Origin of the sequence: Caulobacter ginsengisoli (genome assembly GCF_030814835.1) — a bacterium.
Taxonomy (GTDB): Bacteria; Pseudomonadota; Alphaproteobacteria; order Caulobacterales; family Caulobacteraceae; genus Caulobacter; species Caulobacter ginsengisoli.
Genome location: NZ_JAUSVS010000001.1, coordinates 457,144 through 479,097 on the forward strand (window position 1 = coordinate 457,144; position 21,954 = coordinate 479,097).

Genomic DNA, 21,954 nt, shown 5'->3' on the forward strand with positions numbered 1-21,954 from the left:
CCATGAAGCGGGCGGCCATCATCACCATCACCTTCGCGGCTCTGGCCCTGGCCAGCTGCGCCAAGGTCATCCCCAAGGCCCCCGACGCCGGCTGGGATGCCTACGGCGGCGACGCCGGCGGCCAGCGCTACTCCACCGCCGCCCAGATCACCCCCGACAACGTCAAGGACCTCAAGGTCGCCTGGACCTACTCCACCGGCGAGGTCGCCCGCCGGGGCGAGGCGATGGACCGGGCCGCTTTCGAGAACACGCCCATCCTGTTCGCTGGCAGGCTGCTGATCTGCTCGCCGTTCAACGCCGTCAGCGCCCTGGACCCGGATAATGGGCAAGAGCTGTGGCGGTTCGATCCGAAGATCGACCCCGGTCTGGACTATCCCAACAGCTACAACTGCCGGGGCCTGGCCGGCTGGACCAATCCCGCCGCCCCGGCCAACGCCCCCTGCGCCAATCGCGTCTTCATGGCCACCAACGACCGGCGCCTGTTCGCTCTCGATGCCGCCACTGGCAAACCCTGCGCCGGCTTTGGGAAGAACGGCGCCATCGACGCCATGCCGGATGCGAAGCTGACCCACCCCGACGGCGCCCAGATCACCTCGCCGCCGGTGGTGGTGCGCGGCGTGGTCATCGTCGGCTCGTCCATCGACGACAACCAGAAGGTCGAGGAGACCAGCGGCGCGGTCCACGCCTTCGACGCCGTCACCGGGGCCCCGCGCTGGAGCTTCGACCCGCTGGCGGACGCCCGGCCGGCCATCAAGTCCGGGGCCGCCAATGTCTGGGCCCCGATGTCGGTCGATGAGGCGCGCGGCCTGGTCTTCCTGCCGACCAGCAGCCCCAGTCCCGACTTCTATGCCGCCGGCCGGCCGGGGACCGACGGCTACGCCAACTCGGTTGTCGCCCTGAAAGCCGAGACTGGCGCCGTGGCCTGGGCCTTCCAGACCACCCATCACGACGTCTGGGACTACGACGTCCCCGCCCAGCCGACCCTGGCTGCCATTACCTGGAAGGGCCGGATCCGTGAGGCGGTGATCCAGACCACCAAGCAGGGGCTGATCTTCACCCTGGACCGCGACACGGGCCTGCCCATCATCCCGGTCGAGGAACGCCCTGTCCCGCAGGGCGGCGCGCCCGGCGAGGTGCTCTCGCCGACCCAGCCCTTCCCACTGGCCCCGGCGCCCCTGTCGCCCAGCCGCATCAAGCCCGCCGACGCCTTCGGCCTGACCGGCATCGACCGCAAGGCCTGCCGCAAGCTGATCGCCAGCGCCCGGGCCGACGGCCTCTACACCCCGCCTAGCCTGACCGGGACCATCCTCTATCCGTTCACCGGCGGCGGTTCGAACTGGGGCGGAATCTCCTTCGATCCCAGGCGCAACATCGTCTTCGTCAACACCTCCAGCGCCCTGCACAAGGTGACCCTGATCCCCCGCAACCAACTCGCCGCCGCCAGCCGGGCCGAGCCCGACGCCGAGATCAGCCCCAACACCGGCGCCCCCTACGGCATGAAGCGCGAACTGCTGCGCTCGCCGCTGGGCCTGCCCTGCAATCCACCGCCCTGGGGGCTGCTGACCGCCATCGACATGAACACCGGCAAGGTGCTGTGGAAGACGCCGCTCGGCACGACCCGCGACCTCGCCCCCTTCTCCAACCTGATCCTGCGCGGCGTCGGCACTCCCAACTTCGGCGGCCCGATCAGCACGGGCGGCGGGTTGGTGTTCATCGGGGCGAGCCTGGACAACTACCTGCGGGCCTTCGACGAGCGGACCGGCAAGGAGCTGTGGCGCGGGCGGCTGCCGGCCGGCGGGCAGGCGACGCCGATGACCTATGTCTGGAAGGGCCGCCAGTTCGTGGTCATCGCGGCGGGCGGACATGCGAAGTCGGACACCAAACGCGGGGACAAGGTCGTGGCGTTCGCGCTCTACTGAGCCCCGCAAGCATCAGCCCTTGACCCCATCCCGTCCACGCGTTGACTGCACCCCATGCAGCGGCTGAGCGGAATCGGCGTCACCGTGGCCGGCGCCGGGGCGCTGGGCCTCTCCATCGCGGTCGAACTGGCGCGGGCCGGGGCGGAGGTCACCGTGTGCGACCCCGCACCGCTGGGTGACAACGCCTCGGGGGTGGCCGCCGGGATGCTGGCGCCGGCCTTCGAGGCGCTGCTCGACCCGGTCAGCGCCGGCCGCTTCCCGCTGTTCAAGGCCGCCCGCGACCTGTGGCCGGATTTCGCGGCCTCGCTGGACCTGAAGCTGGAACGTTCCGGCGCCATCTTGACCGGGGCGGGGGAGGGCGAGCTCGCCCGGCTCCTGGCGCTCGGCGCCCGCGGCAGCCTCGCCCCGGCGGGCCTCTACACTCCCGAGGACTGGCGTCTCGACCCGCTGGCGGCCCTGACCGCCATGTCCGGCGTCGCCATCCGCCAGGAAGCGGTCACCCAGCCCGATGGCCTCACCATCGTGGCGACCGGCGCGGAAATCGGCCTGGCTCCCGAGCTGACCAGCCTGACCCCGATCAAGGGCCACATCCTGCGCTACTCCGGAGGCCCGGCGGGGGGGCCTGTGCTGCGCGGCGCCGGCATCTATGTCTGCCCAGACCCCAACGGCGCTATCGCCGGGGCGACGATGGAGGTCGGCGTCTCGGACCGAGGTTTGAGTCCTGCCCGGGGAGCCATCCTGCAGGCCAAGGCGGAGGCGCTGGTCCCGGCGCTGGCCGGCCTGACCCCGACCCTCAGCGCCGGCGTGCGCGCCGCCACCCCCGACGGCCTGCCCCTGGTCGGCTGGAGCGCCCGCGAGGGGGTGTTCGTCGCCGCCGGCGCCCGCCGTAACGGTTGGCTGCTGGCCCCGCTTGTCGCCCGGATGACGGCGGCGTATCTGGCCGGCGAGGATCCGGGGCCCTGGGCCGACGCGATGAATCCAAGACGCTTCGAGGAGACGACATGAGCGGTTTCTGGCCCACCGAGGAACAGGCGGCGATCCGCGAGGCGGTGGGGCGAATCTGCGCCGACTTCGACGACGAATACTGGCGGCGCACCGACGAGACCGGCGACTTCCCGGAAGGCTTCGTGGCGGCCATGGCGGCCGGCGGCTGGCTGGGCGTCGCCATGCCCGAGGAATACGGCGGGGCGGGCCTGGGCCTGACCGAGGCGGCCCATGTCATGCAGACCGTCACCCAGTCGGGGGCGGGGTTCTCGGGGGCCTCGGCCATCCACCTCAACATCTTCGGCCTGATGCCGGTGGTGAAGTTCGGCACCGACGATCAGAAGGCGCGCCACCTGCCGCGCATCATCGCCGGCGAGGACAAGGCCTGTTTCGCGGTCACCGAGCCCAACAGCGGCCTGGACACCTCCAGCCTGGAGACCCGCGCCGAGCGCAAGGGCAATGGCTATGTCATCAACGGCCGCAAGATCTGGACGACCATGGCCCAGCGGGCCAACAAGATCCTGCTGATCGTCCGCACCACGCCCAAGGACCAGTGCGCCAAGCCGACCCAGGGCCTGAGCCTCTTCTACACCGACTTCGATCGCTCGAAGATCGACGCCAAGCCCATTCCGAAGATGGGCCGTAAAGCCGTTGAATGTAATATGCTTTTCATCGAGGACCTGCAGGTCCCGGCCGAGGACCTGCTGGGCGAGGAGGGCAAGGGCTTCTCCTACCTGCTGCATGGCCTAAACCCCGAGCGGGTGCTGTTCGGCGCTGAATCCGTGGGCCTGGGCCGCGCGGCGTTGGCCAAGGCCGCGAAGTATGCCGGCGAGCGGGTGGTGTTCGGCCGCCCGATCGGGAAAAACCAGGGAATCCAGCACCCTCTGGCCAAGTCCTGGGCCGAGCTGGAAGCGGCCAACCTGATGGCCTTCAAGGCGGCGGCCCTCTACGACGCCGGCCAGGACTGCGGGGCCGAGGCCAACGCGGCCAAGTATCTGGGGGCCGAGGCGGGGTTCCGGGCCTGCGAGACGGCGGTGCTGACCCACGGCGGGATGGGTTACGCCAAGGAGTACGACGTCGAGCGGTATTTCCGCGAGTCGATGCTGGCCCGGATCGCGCCGGTGAGCCGGGAGATGATCCTCAACTTCATCGCCGAGCGGGTGCTGGACCTGCCGAAGAGCTACTAGCGGTCAGGGCGCATAACTCGACCGCGCCTTGACCCCCCAGTGCCCGCTCTCGCACGTCACCACATAGATCGAGTCAAACCCGGCGATCACCGACCCGTCCTTCCGATACCGCGTGAACCGCGTATCGAAATGAACCTTGTCGGGCCCGGCGTGGATGACCTCGCGCCGCTCCCAGGCCGAGTGGTCCCATTCGCTCAGCGCCCCGCGGCTGAACATCGCCGGCTGGTGATAGCCCGGCTCGATGATGGTCAGCGCATTCGAGGCCAGCCGCACGCTCGGGAAGTTGAACGTGTCCTCCCAGGCGGCGATGTCCTGGGCGTTGAAGGCGGCCATGAAGCGGTCGAGGACGGCGTGGGCGGCGGCGATGGCGTCTTCATGCGGCATGGCGAAGTCTCCCGGCGGTGAGGTCCGCCAGATAAGCCCCTGCTGCGTCCTCTGTCACCGCGCCGGCCAGGGCGATGTAGCCGTCGGGGCGGACCAGCAGCCGCTGGCCGTCCAGCGTCAGGTCGGTGAAACCGCCATGGCGGATCAGGTCGAAGGCCCGGCCCTGGCGGCCATCCGAGCGGCTGGCCGGGCTATCTGGCAGGCGGTCTCCGGCCTGCAGGACGCTCCTGCCAAGCTGCCGGGAGAGGGCCGAGTCCCGGTAGTTCAGGGCCAGCTGGTTCACCTCTTCACCGCGCCGCATATTGCCGCCGATCCCCTCGCGGTGCAGCCGGTTGCTGAGGCCCAGCACGTCGGCGGCGATCGGGCGGCGCTCGGCTTCGTAGCTGTCGAGGAGCGTATCGGCGGCGCCGTCCAGCGCCAGGGCCAGCTTCCAGCCGAGGTTCCAGGCGTCCTGCACGCTGGTGTTTAAGCCCTGGCCGCCGGCCGCCGAATGCACATGGGCCGCGTCGCCCGCCAGCAAGATGCGACCCCGGCGGTAGCGGTCGGCGAGGCGCGCGTTGAAGCGGTAGAGCGAGATCCAGCTCATCCCGGTCAGCCGGACGCCTGGCGCCCGCGCGTCGATAATGGCCTGAAGTCCGGCGAGGCTCAGCTCGGGGGCCTCGTCGGGGGCCAGCGGGGCGCTGAACTGGAAGCGGTGGGTTCCGGGGAGGGGGCAGAGGCCCATGAGACCGTGGCTCATCCACATCGACCAAACCTCGCGGTCCAGGCCCTCCAGCGTCACGTCGGCGAACAGCACCCGCTCATCCTCGCGGGTCTCGCCCTCGAAGGCCGCGCCGATCAGCCGGCGGGTAACGCCCTTGCCGCCGTCGCAACCGACGAGCCAGGCGCAGCGGACGGTCTCCCCATTGCTAAGCGTGGCGGTGACGCCCTCGGCGTCCTGTCGCGCGTCGGTCAGGCCCAGCCCGAACTCCACCCGACCACCCAGCGCCCCCAGCCGCTCGCGCAGGATGGCCTCGGTGCGGTCCTGGGGCAGCATCAAGGTGTTGGGGTAGGGCGTGGCCGGCGTGGCGGCCAAGTGCGGATGCATGGGCTGATCGGGGACCTGTGCGTCGCGACGGCGGATCAGCGGGTAGGGCGCCGCCTCCGCCAGCACCGGAGCGATGACGCCCAGCAGGTCGAGCACCTCCAGGCTGCGCGGCTGAAGCCCCTTACCCCGCGACCCCGTCGCCGGGCCCTCCGCCCGCTCGATCAGCCGGAAAGCGACGCCGCGCCGGGCGAGGTCGCAGGCCAGGGTGAGGCCGGTGGGCCCGGCTCCGACGATGAGGATTTGAGATATGTGCGTCATACACACATATCCAGCACGGTTTCGCGTGCGTCGCAACGAAAAATGTGTAAAACGCACAGATATGATCCTCGACGACCTCCACGCCGTGCTGCTCGACCTGGCCGGCATGCTGAACCGCCCCCAGCCCGACCTGGCCCTCCTCCAGGCGGCGGGGGTGAAGCTGGACCGGGCGCTGTTTCCGCTGCTGTCGCGGGTGGCGCTGAATGAGCCGGTGGGGGTGGGGGAATTGGGCGAGCTGGTCGGCCGCGACTACTCGACCGTCAGCCGGCAGGTGGCCAAGCTGGAAAGCCTGGGCCTGGTGGAGCGCCGCAAGAGCGCCGTCGACAGCCGGGTCAACGAGGCGCGGTTGACCGAGGCGGGGAGGGCCCTGGTCGAGCGGCTGGCCGTGGCGCGGCGGACCCTGGCCGGCGAGGCCCTGGCCGACTGGAGCCAGGAGGATCTGGAAACCCTGGTGCGGCTGCTGCGGCGGTTGGCGGGGTCGGCCAATAGCGTCACTTGAAGACGGGCCTTCCCCAGCGTCCCGCTTGCCTCCCGGCCCGCACCGCGCCAGAGTAATCTAAACACTGATAACCTGTCTCGGGAGGACAGCCGTGGCCGATTGCTACGACTACATCATCATCGGCGCCGGTTCGGCCGGCTGCGTGCTGGCAAACCGGCTCACCGAGGACGGAACCACCAAGGTCCTGCTGCTGGAAGCCGGCAAGAAGGACAACAGCCTGCTGGTCCGCATGCCGGCCGGGGTGGGTCAGCTGATCAAGGACAAGGGCGACTACAATTGGGGCTTCTGGACCGAGCCGGAGCCGCATCTGAACAACCGCAAGCTCTGGTGGCCGCGCGGCCGCGGCTGGGGTGGGTCGTCCTCGATCAACGGCATGATCTACATCCGCGGCCACGCCCGCGACTATGACCAGTGGCGCCAGATGGGGCTGGACGGCTGGGGCTATGCCGACATCCTGCCCTACTTCAAGCGCTCCGAGAGCCTGGAGGGCGGCGGCGACGCCTGGCATGGCGGCGAGGGCCCGCTGCATGTTTCGAAGGCGGCGTCGAAGAACCCGATCTATTCGGCGGCCATCGAGGCCGGCGCCCAGGCCGGCTACCTGACCACCAAGGACTTCAACGGCTTCCAGCAGGAAGGCTGGGGTCCCTACCAGATGACCATCAAGGATGGCGAGCGCTGGAGCGCGGCCAAGGCCTATCTGTATCCGGCCCTCAGCCGCGCCAACCTGACCTGCCTGACCGGGGCGCGGACGACCCGCATCGTGGTCGAAAACGGCAAGGCGGTCGGCGTCGAATACGTGCTGGAAAAGGGCGCCGAGAAACAGGTGGCCTATGCCGACGCCGAGGTGCTGCTCAGCGCCGGCGCCGTGCAGTCGCCGCATATCCTGCAACTGTCGGGGATCGGCAAGGCCGATGACCTCAAGACCGCCGGCGTGGCGGTGACCCATGACCTGGCCGGGGTCGGGGCCAACCTGCAGGACCACCTGGACGTGACGCTGAGCTGGGAGTGCCCGCAGCCGATCACCATCTATTCGATGCGCAAGGGGCTGATCAAAACGGCCATGGTTGGCATCAACTATATGCTGTTCAAGAAGGGCATCGGCCGGGAGAACTTCCTGGAATCGGGGGCCTTCCTGCGCTCGCGCCCCGACCTGGACCGGCCCGACCTGCAGATCCACACCGTGCTGGCGGTGATGAAGGATCACGGCAAGGTCGTGGTCGAGAAGGACGGCTTCACCTTCCACGTCTGCCAGCTGCGGCCCGAGAGCCGGGGCAGCGTCGGCCTCAAGTCGAGCGACCCGTTCGCCGACCCGGCCATCTTCGCCAACTATCTGGCCACCGAAGAGGATCGCCGCGCCATGCGAGAGGGCCTGAAGATCGGCCGCGAGGTCGCCGCCCAGAAGGCGCTGGACCCCTATCGCTCATCCGAACTGTCGCCGGGGGCCGAAGTCAAGACCGACGCCGAGATCGACGCCTGGATCCGCGCCAACGGCGAGACCATCTACCACCCGGTCGGCACCTGCCGCATGGGCGTGGCGGGCGACGCCATGGCCGTGGTCGATGGCGAGCTGCGGGTGCAGGGGCTGAGCGGCCTGCGGGTCATCGACGCCTCGGTCATGCCGACCCTGGTGGGCGGCAACACCAACGCTCCGACCATGATGATCGCGGAAAAGGCCGCCGACATGATCCGCGGCCGCGCGGCCCCGCCCAGGGACGAAGCGCCGGTGTTCGATGGGGACGCCACCAAGGCCGCGTAAGGGTTCTCTCCTACCGCTCATCCCCGCGAAAGCGGGGACCCAGGCTTTTTGTGTTGGGGCGGTCCGGACGGACCGGGGCGGTTGAAAGACTGAAACGAAAAACACCTGGGTCCCCGCTTTCGCGGGGATGAGCGGGAGGAAAATGTGATGGAAAAGCGTGAACTCGGCCGGTCGGGCATCCACATCGCCCCCCTGATGCTGGGCGGCAACGTGTTCGGCTGGACGGCGGACGAGGCGACCTCGCACGCGGTGCTGGACGCCTTCGTGGGCGGCGGCTTCAACGCCATCGACACCGCCGACGTCTATTCGGCCTGGGTCCCCGGCCATACCGGCGGCGAGTCCGAGACGGTGATCGGGACTTGGCTGAAGGGGCGCGGCAAGCGCGACGACGTGGTCATCGCCACCAAGGTCGCCATGTGGCCCAAACACCCGGGCCTGCGCGCCGACAATATTGTCGCCGCCTGCGAAGACAGCCTGAAACGCCTGCAGACCGACTACATCGATCTCTACCAGTCCCACAGGGACGACGCCGAAGCCCCGCAGGACGAGACGGCCGAGGCCTATGGCCGCCTGGTCAAGGCCGGCAAGGTCCGCGCCATCGGGGCCTCCAACTTCGACGCCGCCCGCCTGAAGTCGGCGCTCGAGATCAGCAAGGCCAAGGGCCTGCCGCGCTATGAGACCCTGCAGCCGGCCTACAACCTGATGGACCGCGGCATCGAGGGGCCGCTGCAGCAGCTCTGCGTCGACGAGGGCGTGGGGATCATCAGCTATTACGGCCTGGCCAGCGGCTACCTGTCGGGCAAATACCGCTCCGAGGCGGACCTGGGCAAAAGCCCGCGCGGGGCCGGCATGAAGAAGCACATGGCCGGCAAGGGTCCCCAGGTGCTGGCCGCCATGGACGCCATCGCCGCGGAGACGGGGGCGAGCCTTTCGCAGATTTCCCTCGCCTGGGTCATGGCAAGGCCGGCAGTGACGGCGCCGATCGCCAGCGCGACGAGCGTCAAGCAGCTGGAAGAACTGATGGGCGCGGCGCGGCTGTCGCTCAGCCCGGCGGCCATCGCCAAGCTGGACGCGGCGAGCGCCTGAAGCCCGGTCATCCCCCCCCAAGGGGGGGGATGACTGCTCGCCATGACCGACGCCCAACGCCTCATTCTCGTCCGCGCCCTGCACACGGCGATCTACCTGGTGATGGCCTCGTCGGTGTTCATCGTCCTGCTGGCCGGGATCACCGGCGTCCACGGACCCTGGCTCTGGATCGCAGGCGCCTTGGTCGGGGTCGAGTGCGTGGTGTTCATCGCCAGCGGTCTGAAATGCCCGCTGACGGCGGTGGCGGCGCGGTATGGCGCGGGGGTGTCCGACACCTTCCTGCCCGAGCGGTTCACCCGGCACACGTTCAGGATATTCACCCCGCTGATCGTACTGGGCGTGTTGCTGGTGGCGGCGCGGGCCCTCTGGCTCGGGTGGCGCTAAGCCACCACCCGCCCGTCCAACGCGGCCAGCCGCAGTTTCGGTTCGCCCAGTTCGGCGCCCTCGATGCCGGTCATAACCAGCTGCTTGACCGGTTCGTCGTTCAGTTTCTGGATCATGCCCAGCGGCTGGTAGAGGCCGATGAAGCGGTCGGCGGTTCCGGTGCGGCTGCTGAGCGGCGCGAAGAGGACTTCCATCGACATCGACGCACCCTCGGCGGTGCGGGCCTCGGCGGTGACCACGATGGGCTGGGGACGACGGCGGACCTGTTCGAGGACCGAGCGGATCTGCAACTGATCGCGGGGCGACCACAGGGTCAGGGCGTTGACGCCGCGCAGGTCGCGGCCGTGCAGTTCGGCCACAAACCCGCCGACCAGGCGGAAGGGCAGGGCGCCGGCCTCGGTGCGGCCCAGCATGAAGACCTGCGGCAGCATCCGGGCGAAATCGGCCGGGTTGATGGCCGTGCGCGATGGCAGCCCGGAGGGGCCGGCCTGGTCACGCCAATACTCTGCTAACCGTTCCGTGTTGGGATGCAACATGGCCTGGTCTCCCGGTCCGCATCCCGATTCGACATCGAACCGGCACGCATGCGGGTTGCAGGGAAGTCCCGGGCCAGGGCCGAAATGTTCCATTCCGGGACGGTTCGGTCGCTCCAGGCGCGAATCTTGCATCCGCGTCAGGCGTATCTGAAGGGGCTGATGGCCATGTCGATCGCGGCGTTGAAGAGACTTTCCCTGGTGATGGCCGGTGGACTGCTGCTGATGTTGCTGGTCATGGGCGCGCCCCATACCGCCAAGGCGCAGGTCTGCTGCTCGCCGCCGCCCCCGCCGCCCTGCTGCACCCCGCCCGCGCCGCCGCCGTGCTGCACGCCGCCGCCGCCGCCGCCCTGCTGCACCCCCACGCCGCCCTGCTGCTCGCCGGGCAACCGCACCAACATCATCGTCAACAACACATCCGTCGCCGTGGCCGTTTCCGGGGGCGGGGCTGGAGCCGGCGCGGTCGCCTATGGCGGGGGCGGCGGTGGGGGCGGCTATGCCCCGCCCATGGCCAGCGGCCTGATCCAGGGCCTTGATGTGCAGGGCATGCAGATCAAGAAGAAGGTCAGCTATCAGGCGACCCGGACCAAGACCGTGCGGGTGGTGATCCAGGCCTTTTGCCTCGACGATCGCGACGTGCCGCACGCCGCCAGCCAGACCTTCCCCGACCGCGACGTCGAAGAGGGTTTCGAGGGCGAACTCTATCGCTGCATCGCCGGCACCCGGCTGCAGTACACCTGGTCGGAATACAGCGGCCAGATCAGCTTTTCCGGTGGCAAGACCATTGTCTGCTCCAAGGGCGAGGCCCTGTGGCGCCAGGGCGGCGCCATGGCCGGCGCCGGCCCCAATGGCGGCCCCGACCGGGCCGGCCAGCTGTTCTGCCGTCCCCAACTGGCCGCCCGCGACTGCAATGAGCGCAGCCTGCTGCGCCGCTTCGGCGCCGGCGTGAAGGTGCTGTCGATGACCTTCATCGAGACCTACACCGCCTGGCGCGAGGAAACCTCGACCGAGAGCTCGACGGCCACCATGACCATGAGCCTGGACGGCGGGGTCGGCGGGACCGTCTACTAGGGTCTCCGCTCTAGGTCGCCGTCTCGCCCTGCGGGGGTGGCTCCGGCAGGGTCGCGGCTTCGGCGATGCAGGTCTCCAGGTCGGGCCTGAAGTCGGCCAGCAGGTGGGCGGCGCGGTCAGGATCGTCCTTGTAGCGGCTGATGCGCTTGATGACCGGATCGGTGATGCGCGCTTCCACGGCGTCGGTTTGGCTGTCGTCGAGTTGGTTGCCGATGGTGTCGAACCAGGCCTTCATTCTGGGTTCGGCGGCCTTGGCTCTGGCCAGCAGGTCGCGGTCGGCGGCGGTTCCCTGCTCGTCCTCCAGCACGCCGTTATAGACGGCGAGCGCCGCCGCGCAGATTCCCCAGCGAAGCAGCTCCGCCACCCGGGCCTTGTTATCGGTCGGCGGCGTGGCCGTTCCCGGGCCGGAAAAGGCCGGACTGGAAAGCGTCAGGAGCAGTAGGGCGGCGCAGCAGACGGTCTTGCGGTTCATCGGTCCAGGCCCTTGGTTCAGGTCGAGGTCTGCCCGTCCAGGGTCGGCTCGGGCAGGCTGGCGGCGTCGGCGATGCAGGTTTCCAGGTCGGGGCGGAATTCGGCCAGGATGCGGGCCTCCCGGCCCGGCGCATCGCCGAGCTTGAGCATCCGCGCCATGGTCGGGCCGGCGACGCGGCGCATCAACTCGTCGGCCAGGGTCTGATCGAACTGGCCGGCGATGGCCTCGAAATGCGCCCGCATCCTCGGTTCGGCGGCATGGGCCCGGTCCAGCAGCTCGCGGTCGGCGCGGGGGGAGGCCTGGCTCACTGCCCCTTCATAGATGCCGATCACCGCCGCGCAGCTGCCCCAGCGGACCAGCTCGGCGATCCTGGCCTCGTCGGCCTGGACGGACGGCGCGGCCCAGGCCGACGAGGCCAGGCTCAGCAGCAGTGCCGCCACCGCGCACAGGGTCTTGCGGGTCATCGGCTTAGCCCCCTGACACCGGCGGCAAGGCCTCGACCCTGACCAGACAAGCCTGCATGTCGGGCCGGAATTCGGCCATCAGCTGGGCCCGGCCCTTGGCGTCTTCGCTATAGCGGGACATTCGGGGCATGATCCTTTGCGCGATCCTGGCCTCCAGCTCGTCGCCCTGGCGCTTGTCCATCCGGCCCACGGCGGGCCGAATATAGGCCATCATCCGCGGCTTCAACGCCATGGCGCGCGCGAGTAGGGCGCGATCGGTCGGTGAGTCGGCGGCCGGATTTTCCAGCCCGTTCTGGTACATGCCGATGATCGTTGCGCAGATCGCCAGTTCGACCAGCCTATCCGCCTCCTTGGCGTCCAACGGCTTGGCCGAAGCTGGGCCGGTCAGGGCTAAGACGACGGCGACAAGACCCGCGACGATCCGCATCTATTTGCTCCCCGGCCTGACCACGACCTTCCAGGCCCGGTCGTCGGTCAGGTATTTGCGGGCGGCCGCCTGCAGGTCGGCCGGGGTGATGCGCTGGTAACTGGCCTGCACCGAGCGGATGGCATCCAGTCGGCGCGGGTCGTTCTGGGCGCCGGACAGGAAGTAGAGCCAGTACTCGTTGGTGTTGCGGGCCTTCTGCAGGCCTTCCAGCTTGGGCTTGCGGGCCCGTTCCAACTCGTCGGCGGTGATAGGCTTGTCGCGCAGGTCGGCGACGATCTTGGCGACGTCGCGGTAGAAGCCGTCGATATTGGCCGGCGGGGCCTCGATCTGGGCCGACAGATAGCCCCAGCCCTTGAACACCAGGCTGGATTCCGTGCCGGTCTGGGGCGAGTAGGTCACGCCCTGCTTCTCGCGGATCTCATCGATCAGGCGCAGGTGCAGCACATCGCCCAGCAGGGTGACGGTGCGCGAGGTCTGCACATCGCCGAAGAAGTCGCTGGTCCTCCAGGCCACATAGGCGATGGCCTGGTCCTCGCGGCCCTTGTGGGTCAGCACCACCGGCTCGCCGCCGCCGCCCGGGAAGCCGGCGGTCAGGGCGTCGCTGCCGGGAGGGATGCCGGCGGGGCGGGAGGGCAGGGCGCCGAAGGTGGCGGCCACGGCTGCTATGGCTTTGTCGACGGTGACGTCGCCGACCACCAGCACCTCGATCTGGCCGCTGGCCAGGGCCGGGCCGAACTGGCCCTTGAAGGCGGCCAGGTCGCTGCCGGCGATGTCGGCCGGCTGGGGGAAGGTCCAGCGCTTGTCGCCGTTGTGGATCAGGCCGGGCAGGTCGCGGCCGAACACCCCGCCATCGGTGGCGACCAGCTGGTCGTTCAGCGTGGCGACATAGCTCTTCATGCGCTGGAAGGCCTCGGGCTTGAAGCCCGGGTCGCTGACATAGGCGGCCAGCACCTGCAGCTGGGTATTCAGATCGTCGCGACGGGTGGAGCCGCTGAGCGAGAAGGCGTCGTCCTCGACCCGGAAGTTGGCGCCGTAGATGTGCGAGGCCAGCACCCGGTCCATGTCCTCGGCGCTGATCTTGCCCAGTCCCCCTTCGATCAGGGACGAACTGGCCCAGATCATCGACTGGCGATCGCGGGAGAGGTCCAGCATGCCATCGCCGATCCGCACCTTCACCAGCACCTGGTCGTCGCGGAACTTGGTCGGCTTGACGGTCAGCCGCACGCCGTTGTCGAAGCGGACGAAGACGGCGTCCAGGTCCTCGATCTCATGCTGGTCGACCACCTTGCCCGGAGCGCCGAAGCTGTCATAGGGCCAGGCCATCAGGGTGGAGGCGGCCAGGGCGGTCACCGGCGTGGCGCGGCTGGCGGCGTAGGCGGCGGTGACGGCCGCCTCGCCCCCCTGGATCTCGGTGGGCGAGGCCATGAACAGCAGCGGGCCATTCCCCTCGAAGGCGGCCTTCAGGCTGGCCGAGACGGTGTCGGCCTTGAGGTCCTTCACGATCTTCTCGAACAGCTCCAGGTCCTGCTGCGGGCTGGTGATGACGTCGTCGTCGGTCAGGCTGTCCAGCATGTCGCCGGCCAGGTTCGGGGTCTTCTGGGTGGCGGCCCCGGAGACCTGGGCTTGCAGGGCCGCGCGGATCTCGGCGATCTCGCGGTCCAGTTCGTCCTGGCGCACGCCGAACTGCACGGCCCGGCGCTGTTCCTGGTCGACCGCCTGCAGGGCCGCCTGCCACTCGCCCGGGCGGGCGCTGACGGCGACATTGGTGATCTGGGCGGCGTGCAGCTGGTCGGTGCGGAAGGCCCCGGCGCTGAGGAAGGGCGGGTTGTCGCCGCGGGCGATGGTCCCCAGGCGGCGGTTCAGCACCGCGAAGCCCAGCCGCTCCAGCCATTGCCGGCGGCGCTTTTCGACGCTGTCGGGAGCCAGGTCGGGGGCGGCGGTCCAGGAAAGCTGCAGGAAGGTCGAGGAGCCCGGTTCGATCTTGACCAGGGTCTCGGGGCCACGCTGGGCCAGGGCGCCCAGGTCGGGGTCGCCGCCGTCGGGGCCGGTCGCCTTCCAGTCGCCGAAGCGGGCCTTGATCTTGGCCTCCATGGCGTCGACGTCGAAGTCGCCGACCGCCACCAGCACCGCCCGGTCGGGGCGGTAGTATTTGGCGTAGAAGTCGCGGATCTGGCTGGCCGGAGCGGTCTTCAGCACCTCCACCTGGCCGATCGGGAAGCGGGTCGAGGGCCGCTGGCCCTTGAGCAGGAAGGCCAGGCGCGACTTGTAGATGCGATAGCCGGGGCCGTCGCGGGTGCGCTCTTCGCTGAGCACGATGCCGCGCTCGCGGTCGACGGCGTCCTGGGCGATCAGCAGCTCGCTGGCCGTCTCGCGCAGGATCTGCAGCGATGAGTCGACGGTGTCGTCATCGGTCTGCGGCAGGTCCAGCTTGTAGATCGTCTCGTCGAAATCGGTAGAGGCGTTGGTGTCGGCCCCGAAGGCCAGGCCGTGGCGCTCCAGGATCTTGACCATCTCGCCTTCCGGGATGGCCTTGGAGCCGTTGAAGGCCATGTGCTCGAGGAAGTGGGCCAGGCCCTGCTGGGCGTCGGTCTCGTTCAGCGAGCCGGCGTCGATGCGCAGCCGCAGCGAGGCCTGCCCCGGCGGGGTGGCGTTCTTCATGATCGCATAGCGCATGCCGTTGGGCAGCACCCCGAACCGCACGCGCGGATCGGCCGGGACGTCGGACTTGGCCTGAGGCCATTCGGTGCGGCGCGGGGCGGCGGCTGTGGTGGGCGCGGCGGCCGCCGGCTTGCCACCCTTGAACGGCAGCTTGGGCAGGTGAGGCTGGAAGGCGCAAGCGCTCAGGGCCAACGCGGTCAGGGCGACCAGCGCCGGGCGTAGAATACGGGTCATTCAGCGAGATCTCTGGCCGCCAAGGGCAAAACGAGCCGCAACATCGCCGGGCGTTGCGGCAAGGGCAAGGCGGGAGTTTGGCGTTCAAGCCCTTCCCCCGCTGGCGGGGGAAGGGCTGAGTGCTCGACTCTATTCCAACCCGAACTTGATCGGGATGGTCACCAGCGCCCCGTCCACCGGCTTGCCGTCGACCGTGCGGGGGCTCATCACGAAGTAGCGCGACAGCTTCTGGGCCGCCCGGCCAAAGCCCTTGCCGGCCGGCGTTTCGGAGGTCACCACGCAGCCGCCGACCGAGCCGTTGGCGGCGACGGTGCAGCGCAGGTTCACCGCGCCCGACAGGCCCAGGCGAATGGCGTCTTCCGGATAGTATTTGCTGAACTCCCGCGCGCCCGGCCGCTTGATCCAGGTCGGGTTGGCGATCACGGGCGGGGTGTTGACGATGGGGTCCGAGCCGGTCCCGGTGGTGGGCGGGCCGTCCGAGATGACCGGTGGCGAGCCGGTATCGTCCTTCGTCGCAGTCTGGTCGGTGGAGGGAAGAGGGCTGGTCTCGACGTCGGTCGGTGGCGCGTCGGTGGCGCGGGTCTTGACGGTGGTCGGCGGCGGCGTGGTCTTGGTCCGCTCGACGGGCGTGGGCTTGGGCAAGGGTTTGGGCAGCCTGATTCCGACCAGCGGCCGGTCTGTGTCGGGGATCTCCATCGGCTGGCTGAACTTCTGATAGGCCAGATAGCTGACCAGGGCGACATGGACCGCCACCGATACGCCGATGGCGATCACCATCATCCGCGAAAGGCCGGGCCGCTTGATATAATCCCCCGAGCCGATCGGAGCCGCAAAACCGTTGGACTGACTGACGACCATCGGACCCTCCCTGGGCCTTGTTGTGGTTGAGATGAGGGTCACACGGGTCCGCAGTTCCGTAAACGAGAAAATGCAAACAATTCGCATTTTCAACAAACGTTCGTTTCACCCGTTTTGGGTGGGCGTCTGAGCGATGGGGCAGGGGTTAAGCGGCGCTTAACAATATTTGCCCATCAAGGGGTATGGCCGTCGATGGAATCCGGGGCGTCGTTGAGGGCGCCATTCAGAAGGCCTCCGCGGCGACGGGGGTGGACTTCTCCTTTCTGCTGGGGACGGCCAACCGCGAGTCCGGCCTGCGCCCCGGCGCCCAGGCTCCAACCTCCTCGGCCGCCGGCCTCTTCCAGTTCGTCGAGCAGACCTGGCTGGGCACGCTGAAGAAATACGGCGCCAAGCACGGCTATGCCCGCTATGCCGACCTGATCACCCAGGGATCCGACGGCCGCTATCGGGTGGCCGGGGCCGACGCCCGCAAGGCGGTGCTGGCTCTGCGGCTGGACCCCAAGGCCGCCTCGCTGATGGCCGGCGAGCTGACCAGCGACAATGCCGCCTATATTCGCGGCCGGATCGGGCGCGAGCCGACCGGCGGCGAACTCTACGCCGCCCACTTCCTGGGCCCCAAGGGTTCGGCCCAGCTGATCCAGGCCATGGCGACCAGCCCCGGCGCCACCGCCGCCAACCTGTTTCCCGACGCCGCGGCCGCCAACCGCTCGATCTTCTACCGCGCCGGGCGGGCGGTGACCGTGGCCGAGCTCTACGGTAACCTGACCCGCACCGGCGGCGGCGGCGCGGTCGCCCCGCAGGTCACCCCCGACCAGGGCTTCATCCAATACGCCCGGGGCCGCAACGCCGACCTGCAGCAACAGCAGGCCGAGCTGGTCGACTTCATCCTGCGCGGCCCCCAATCCGCCGACCGCCGGACCGGCGGGGGCCTGCCCAGCGCCATGCTGTCGGCCGAGATGCTCAAGGTGCTGTCCGACGCCCGCAAGACTGGACGCTAGCCAGCGAAGCGGCCAAGTTCGCGGCCGCCCATGGTTGCCGTCTCACCACGATACTATCGCCTCAGTCTGGAGCCGGACCTGGCCGCGCGGCGCTTCGCCGGGCGGGTGGTCATTGGCCTGAGCGGACCGGCGGATGCGGTCGAGCTGGACTGCGTCGACCTCGACATCCTGAGCGTCGAGGCGGACGGGGTTCTCGCGCCCTGGACGCTGGCCGACGGCAGGCTGACGGTGCGGGCGCGGGCCGCCGAATTGGTCATCGCCTACGCCGGCCCGATCGGCGAGACCCCGCGCGGCCTCTACAGCGACGGCGACTGGCTGCTCAGCCAGATGCAGCCGACCCATGCCCGGCGGGTATTCCCCTGTTTCGACGACCCGGCCCACCGCTGCCCCTTCGAACTGTCGGTGACGGCCGCCCCCAATCAAACGGTGGTGTCCAACGCCGCCATCGGTGGGCGAGATGGCGAGCGGGCCAGTTTCGAGCCGACGCCGCCTTTGCCGACCAACCTGCTGGCGCTGGCCATCGGGCGGTTCCAGGCGCACACCGCCCAGGTCGGTGAGATCGCCCTGACCCTGCACGGGCTGGACCTGACCGGCCTCGACTTCGCTTTCGGGACCGCCCGGTCGGCCCTGACCTTTCACCAGGGCTGGCTGGGCCTGCCGCCGCCGTTCGCCAAGCTGGACCTTGTCGCAGCCCCTCGGTTGGAAGCGGCGGGCATGGAAAATATCGGGGCGGTGTTCCTGCGGGAGGGCGACCTTCGGCCCACGGACGAGCGCCAGCGCCGCGACATCGCCGAACTGGTCGCTCACGAACTGGCCCACCAGTGGTTCGGTGGCCTGGTCAGCCCGGCCGGCTGGCGGGACCTGTGGCTCAACGAGGGCTTCGCCACCTGGATGGCGGCCAAGGCCGTCCCCAATGAGCCCGCCCGGGTGCGCGCCACCCGCGCCGCCATGGCCCTGGACGCGCGGCCGCTGCGCCGCGACGCGGTCACCGAGGCGGAGATCGCCGAGCGCTTCGACATCGCCGCCTACCGCAAGGGCGCGGCCCTCCTGACCCTGCTGGAGGCCTGGCTGGGCGAGGACGTGTTCCAGGCCGGGGTGCGCCGCTACGTGGCCAAGAGCGGAACTGTCACGGCCGACGACCTGTGGGCGGCGCTGGAGGCCCAGAGCGGCCAGCCCGTGGCCCTGGTCGCCGCGCCCCTGGCCGAACGGGCGGGCGTCCCGACCTTGCGGTTCAGCCGCGACGGCGACGACCTCGTCATCCGCCAGATCGGTGAGTCGCGGGTCATGCCGGTGTTCGTGAAGACGACGGCGGGCGTCCAGACCTTGCTGCTGAACACCGTCGAAGCCCGCCTGCCGATCGAGGGCTGGGCGTTCGGTAACGCCGGGGCCAAGGGCTATTACCGCTGCCGGCACGACTTCGAGGTCCCACTCGACGGCCTGGACGAGGCCGAGATCGTCGCCCTGCAGGAGGACGCCTGGGACGCGACCTGGAGCGGGGAGGGCGACCTGATCGCCTATCTGACCCTGGCCGACCGGCTGCTGACGGCGGGCCGGGGGCTGGACACGCTGGGGCCGCGCCTGGACGAACTGGGCGAGCTGCTGGCCAGCGGCCCGCGCCGCGAACCCTTCGACGCCTGGCGCGCCGCCGCGCCCGCGGGATCGCCGGCCGAGCTTGAGGCGCGATGGGCCGAACAGGCCGGTGAGGATGGGGCCTCCCGCGCCGCTGACCGCGCCGCCTTCCGTGGGACGCAGCAGGGCCGGTTCGACGCCTGGCTGCTGCGGCAGAGTGCGCCGCTCGGCCCGGCCATCGAGGCCCTGCGCGCCGAGCACGCCACGATCAACGCCCTGGCCGCCGCCCTGCATGGGGCCCTCTATCTGCGCTCAGCCCTCGACGCCGAGGGGCTGGCCGCCCCGCCCTGGATGCAGGCCGCCGCCGACCTGCGCGGCGTCCTGGCCGCCGTCGAGCGGGTGGCGGCCCAGCAGGCCAGGGGCCAGCCCGCGGCGCCGCCCAGCCTCACGGACCTGCTGCGGCGGATGGAGGACGACCTCACCGCCAGCGCCGCCATGGCCGACACCCTACTGGGCAAGCTGGCCGGCGCCGATCCGGCCGCTCCGCGCCTGGTCGCTCTGCTGGCGGGCCGCGAGGCCGCCGCCCGGGCGCGGGAATACGAGGGAAGCCGCACCTTCGCCGCCCTGTTCGGCGAGCCTGCGCCAGCGCCACCGCCGGACGCCGAACTGGTGCGAACCTGGCTGGACCGCACCGCCGGCAGACCCCTCTGGCGCAACGAGCGCCTGGCCCTGCGCAACGACGCCGCCCTGGCCGGCGCCGACCTCTGGGCGAGGGCCGCGCGGCTGGCCGGCAAGGACAGCCTGTGGGCGGCCTATGGCGTCTCCGATCCAGGGCCGTGGCTGGCGAGAGGGATTGGCGATCCGGTGGCGGCAGGTAGCTGGGTGTTGCGGGGGTTCAAGGCCAGCCAAGTGGTCGAAGGCGCCGATCCCCGGGCGTTGCGGGCCGCGCCGCTGGCTCCCGCCAACCCTGTGAAGCCGCTGGGGTTGACGATGCCCGACGGCAGTTTTGTCAAGGCCGAATACCCTCAGGATCCCGCTCTGCGCGCCCAGGGCCTGATGCACCGCGACCGCGTCGGCCGGGACGAGGCGATGCTGTTCGAACTGCCGGACTCTGGGCCGCATCCGTTCTTCATGCGGGGAGTGCGGGTGGCGCTGGATATCCTGTGGCTGGATGCCGAGGGACGGGTGCTGCATGTCGAGGCCCAGGCGCCGGCCTGGTCGGAGGAGGCGCTGCCGGGGAATTTGTCGCTGGCGGTGGGGCGCTGGGTGCTGGAGCTGGCAGGCGGCGAGGCGGCAAGACGCGGCCTCAGCCTGGGGGCGAAGGTCGAGGGGCTCTAGGCGACCGACCGCGCCGCTTCGGCGTCCATCCGCCCTCTGGCCGCCGCATCCGCCACGGCCCGCGCCACCCCGGCCACGGTCACCGGCTTGCGCAGCACCGCGTCCACGCCCGCATCCAGGCATTCCCGCGCCTCGTCGGCGTCGCCGCCGATCACCGCGATGATCGGGGTGTTGGCCACGGGGCCGTCCAGCGCCCGGATCGCCGCCGCCGCCGCCGGCCCGTCCAGGCCCGGCATGCGGCCGTCCAGCATCATCAGGTCGAAGTCGGCGAGCTTGGCCAGGTCCACGGCGCGGCGGCCGTTCTGGGCGTGGACGACCTTGTGGCCCAGCTGCTCGAGGATGGCCCGCAGCATGGCGGCGTTGAGGGCGTCGTCCTCGGCGACCAGCACCCGCAACTGGCGCTTGGCCGGATCGCCGGAGATGGCCGGGCCGACCTCGATCCCTTCGCAGAAGGCGCCGTCGTCGAAGGGCAGGTCGACGGTGAAGCAGCTGCCGACGCCCGGCGCGCTGCGGCAGTCCAGCCGCCCGCCCATCAGGTCGGTGAGGTGGCGCGAAAGCGACAGGCCAAGGCCCGCGCCCGGCACGCCCGCGCCGGTGCGCTCGATGCGGCGGAAGGGTTCGAAAGCCTGTTCCAGCTCTTCGGGGGTCAGGCCGGGGCCGGTGTCGGCGATCTCTATGGCGATGCGGCCATCGCCGCGCCGCTCAATACGGGCCTCGATGCGGCCGCGCACGGTGTATTTCACCGCATTGCCGATCAGGTTGGAGAGCACCTGGCGCACCCGGGTGACGTCGGCGACGACCGCGCCGCTGGTGCGGTTTTCCAGTTCGGCGTCGACATGCAGGGTCAGCTCCACACCCTTGGCGCTGGCGTGCGGGCGGCTGAGCAGCACCAGATCCCGCGTCAGGCGGACGGGGTCGAAGGGCTGGCTGTCGAGCATAAGCCGGCCCTGCTCGGCGGTCTCGGAATCCAGCGTGGCGTTGAGCACCGCCACCAGCTCGTTGGCGGCGGTCAGGGCCGCGTTGAGCTGCTCGCGCGAAGGAGCCGCTCGCCCCCCTTGCCCAGCGGCGGCGGCCAGCACGTGGGTCACGCCGTTCAGGCCGTTACGGATTTCGTGGCTGAGGGTGGCGACGATGTCGGACTTGGAGCGGGCCACCTTCTGGGCCCTTTCCAGCGATACCGCGCGCTCGGCGATCAGCGCCTCGCGCTCGGCGGCCATGGCGGCCTGGCCCCTGAGCGTGCGGTTGACCACCAGGCAGAGGGCCATCGAGAGCGCCACCGCGCCAAAGGCCAGGACGCCGGCGTCGGAGGTCTGCGGCCGAGAGAACAGCGCCCAGAGCGGACCGGCGCAGGCGATTGGCCCGACGATCAGCAGGCCGGTGAGATTGGGGGCGGTGAAGAAGGTGACGGCCACGGCGGCGGCGGTGCTGAGCATCAGCAACGGCTCGCGCACCACGCCCGCGCCGTCGGCGAAGGCGGCGATCTGGGCCACGGCTCCAGCCCAGAGCAGGGCGCCCAGAATCTGCACCCGGGCGCGCAGGGCGGGGTCCTGGGCCTGCGGGCGGCGCAGCCAGCCGGTCACCGCATAGAAGGCCCCCCAGTTGATGGCGAACACCGCGAAGGTCGCCGCCATCCAGGTGGCGTCCTCGGCGAACGAGCCGGCCCAGACATAGATCGGCAGGCTGACCCCGAAGAAGATCAGGGCATAAGGGAGCAGGGCGCGCTGCGCCTCGAGGGCCTGGATAGCCATCGTCGGGCCGCCGCGGGCCGGCGCGGCGGCGCCTGGAAAC

General features: G+C 70.1%; 19 protein-coding genes. 10 read left to right on the forward strand and 9 right to left on the reverse strand.

Annotated features, from left to right (window positions below; genetic code table 11):
- The first annotated feature begins 2 nt into the window (after window positions 1-2).
- The 3 genes from QO010_RS02220 to QO010_RS02230 are packed head-to-tail and all read left to right on the forward strand — an operon-like array spanning window position 3 to window position 4,090.
- Window positions 3-1,919, forward strand: coding sequence for a pyrroloquinoline quinone-dependent dehydrogenase (locus tag QO010_RS02220; protein ID WP_307345350.1), 1,917 nt, complete (start codon window positions 3-5; stop codon window positions 1,917-1,919).
- A gap of 54 nt (window positions 1,920-1,973) precedes the next feature.
- Window positions 1,974-2,924: an NAD(P)/FAD-dependent oxidoreductase gene (locus QO010_RS02225; RefSeq protein ID WP_307345353.1), complete on the forward strand. Its 951-nt coding sequence runs from the start codon at window positions 1,974-1,976 to the stop codon at window positions 2,922-2,924.
- Window positions 2,921-4,090: an acyl-CoA dehydrogenase family protein gene (locus tag QO010_RS02230; RefSeq protein ID WP_307345356.1), complete on the forward strand. Its 1,170-nt coding sequence runs from the start codon at window positions 2,921-2,923 to the stop codon at window positions 4,088-4,090. The genes QO010_RS02225 and QO010_RS02230 overlap by 4 nt, the downstream gene beginning before the upstream one ends.
- Window positions 4,091-4,093: 3 nt before the next feature.
- Here the strand turns inward: QO010_RS02230 and QO010_RS02235 are convergent, their stop codons facing one another.
- Together QO010_RS02235 and QO010_RS02240 are read right to left on the reverse strand one after the other, a co-directional pair.
- On the reverse strand, window positions 4,094-4,474 hold the full coding sequence (locus QO010_RS02235; protein ID WP_307345358.1) for a DUF6841 family protein: 381 nt from the start codon (window positions 4,472-4,474) through the stop codon (window positions 4,094-4,096).
- The gene (locus QO010_RS02240) at window positions 4,464-5,819 is read right to left on the reverse strand and encodes an FAD-dependent monooxygenase (RefSeq protein ID WP_307345361.1); all 1,356 of its coding nucleotides are present in this window, start codon (window positions 5,817-5,819) and stop codon (window positions 4,464-4,466) included. The genes QO010_RS02235 and QO010_RS02240 overlap by 11 nt, the downstream gene beginning before the upstream one ends.
- A gap of 61 nt (window positions 5,820-5,880) precedes the next feature.
- On the opposite strand from QO010_RS02240, the gene QO010_RS02245 reads away from it, so the two are divergent.
- The 4 genes from QO010_RS02245 (at window position 5,881) to QO010_RS02260 (ending at window position 9,544) form a co-directional block, all read left to right on the forward strand.
- Window positions 5,881-6,318, forward strand: a complete 438-nt coding sequence (locus tag QO010_RS02245; protein WP_307345364.1) for a MarR family winged helix-turn-helix transcriptional regulator — start codon at window positions 5,881-5,883, stop codon at window positions 6,316-6,318.
- Between the two features lie 91 nt (window positions 6,319-6,409).
- Window positions 6,410-8,074 (forward strand): choline dehydrogenase, encoded by a 1,665-nt coding sequence (locus QO010_RS02250; RefSeq protein WP_307345366.1) that lies wholly within the window; start codon window positions 6,410-6,412, stop codon window positions 8,072-8,074.
- 147 nt (window positions 8,075-8,221) lie between these two features.
- Window positions 8,222-9,160: an aldo/keto reductase gene (locus QO010_RS02255; RefSeq protein WP_307345369.1), complete on the forward strand. Its 939-nt coding sequence runs from the start codon at window positions 8,222-8,224 to the stop codon at window positions 9,158-9,160.
- Between the two features lie 42 nt (window positions 9,161-9,202).
- Window positions 9,203-9,544 (forward strand): hypothetical protein, encoded by a 342-nt coding sequence (locus tag QO010_RS02260; RefSeq protein ID WP_307345372.1) that lies wholly within the window; start codon window positions 9,203-9,205, stop codon window positions 9,542-9,544.
- Here QO010_RS02260 and QO010_RS02265 read toward each other — a convergent pair.
- Window positions 9,541-10,080: a PAS domain-containing protein gene (locus tag QO010_RS02265; RefSeq protein ID WP_307345374.1), complete on the reverse strand. Its 540-nt coding sequence runs from the start codon at window positions 10,078-10,080 to the stop codon at window positions 9,541-9,543. The genes QO010_RS02260 and QO010_RS02265 overlap by 4 nt on opposite strands.
- A 159-nt stretch (window positions 10,081-10,239) precedes the next feature.
- Between QO010_RS02265 and QO010_RS02270 the strand changes: the two genes are divergently transcribed.
- A complete protein-coding gene (locus tag QO010_RS02270) occupies window positions 10,240-11,148 on the forward strand; it encodes a hypothetical protein (protein ID WP_307345376.1) in 909 nt (302 codons plus the stop codon).
- A gap of 10 nt (window positions 11,149-11,158) precedes the next feature.
- Here the strand turns inward: QO010_RS02270 and QO010_RS02275 are convergent, their stop codons facing one another.
- The 5 genes from QO010_RS02275 to QO010_RS02295 all read right to left on the reverse strand — a co-directional run bounded on the left by QO010_RS02275 (window position 11,159) and on the right by QO010_RS02295 (window position 16,261).
- On the reverse strand, window positions 11,159-11,620 hold the full coding sequence (locus QO010_RS02275) for a hypothetical protein (protein ID WP_307345377.1): 462 nt from the start codon (window positions 11,618-11,620) through the stop codon (window positions 11,159-11,161).
- Between the two features lie 17 nt (window positions 11,621-11,637).
- The gene (locus tag QO010_RS02280; RefSeq protein WP_307345379.1) at window positions 11,638-12,084 is read right to left on the reverse strand and encodes a hypothetical protein; all 447 of its coding nucleotides are present in this window, start codon (window positions 12,082-12,084) and stop codon (window positions 11,638-11,640) included.
- Between the two features lie 4 nt (window positions 12,085-12,088).
- Window positions 12,089-12,511: a hypothetical protein gene (locus tag QO010_RS02285; RefSeq protein ID WP_307345381.1), complete on the reverse strand. Its 423-nt coding sequence runs from the start codon at window positions 12,509-12,511 to the stop codon at window positions 12,089-12,091.
- Complete coding sequence (locus QO010_RS02290) at window positions 12,512-15,403, reverse strand: M16 family metallopeptidase (RefSeq protein WP_307345383.1); 2,892 nt, start codon at window positions 15,401-15,403, stop codon at window positions 12,512-12,514.
- A gap of 129 nt (window positions 15,404-15,532) precedes the next feature.
- The gene (locus QO010_RS02295) at window positions 15,533-16,261 is read right to left on the reverse strand and encodes a TonB family protein (protein WP_307345385.1); all 729 of its coding nucleotides are present in this window, start codon (window positions 16,259-16,261) and stop codon (window positions 15,533-15,535) included.
- 182 nt (window positions 16,262-16,443) lie between these two features.
- On the opposite strand from QO010_RS02295, the gene QO010_RS02300 reads away from it, so the two are divergent.
- The gene (locus QO010_RS02300; RefSeq protein WP_307345387.1) at window positions 16,444-17,259 is read left to right on the forward strand and encodes a transglycosylase SLT domain-containing protein; all 816 of its coding nucleotides are present in this window, start codon (window positions 16,444-16,446) and stop codon (window positions 17,257-17,259) included.
- 30 nt (window positions 17,260-17,289) lie between these two features.
- Complete coding sequence (locus QO010_RS02305; protein ID WP_307345388.1) at window positions 17,290-20,166, forward strand: M1 family aminopeptidase; 2,877 nt, start codon at window positions 17,290-17,292, stop codon at window positions 20,164-20,166.
- On the opposite strand, the gene QO010_RS02310 is transcribed toward QO010_RS02305, so the two are convergent.
- A complete protein-coding gene (locus tag QO010_RS02310) occupies window positions 20,163-21,914 on the reverse strand; it encodes a hybrid sensor histidine kinase/response regulator (RefSeq protein WP_307347043.1) in 1,752 nt (583 codons plus the stop codon). The genes QO010_RS02305 and QO010_RS02310 overlap by 4 nt on opposite strands.
- Window positions 21,915-21,954: the final 40 nt, after the last annotated feature.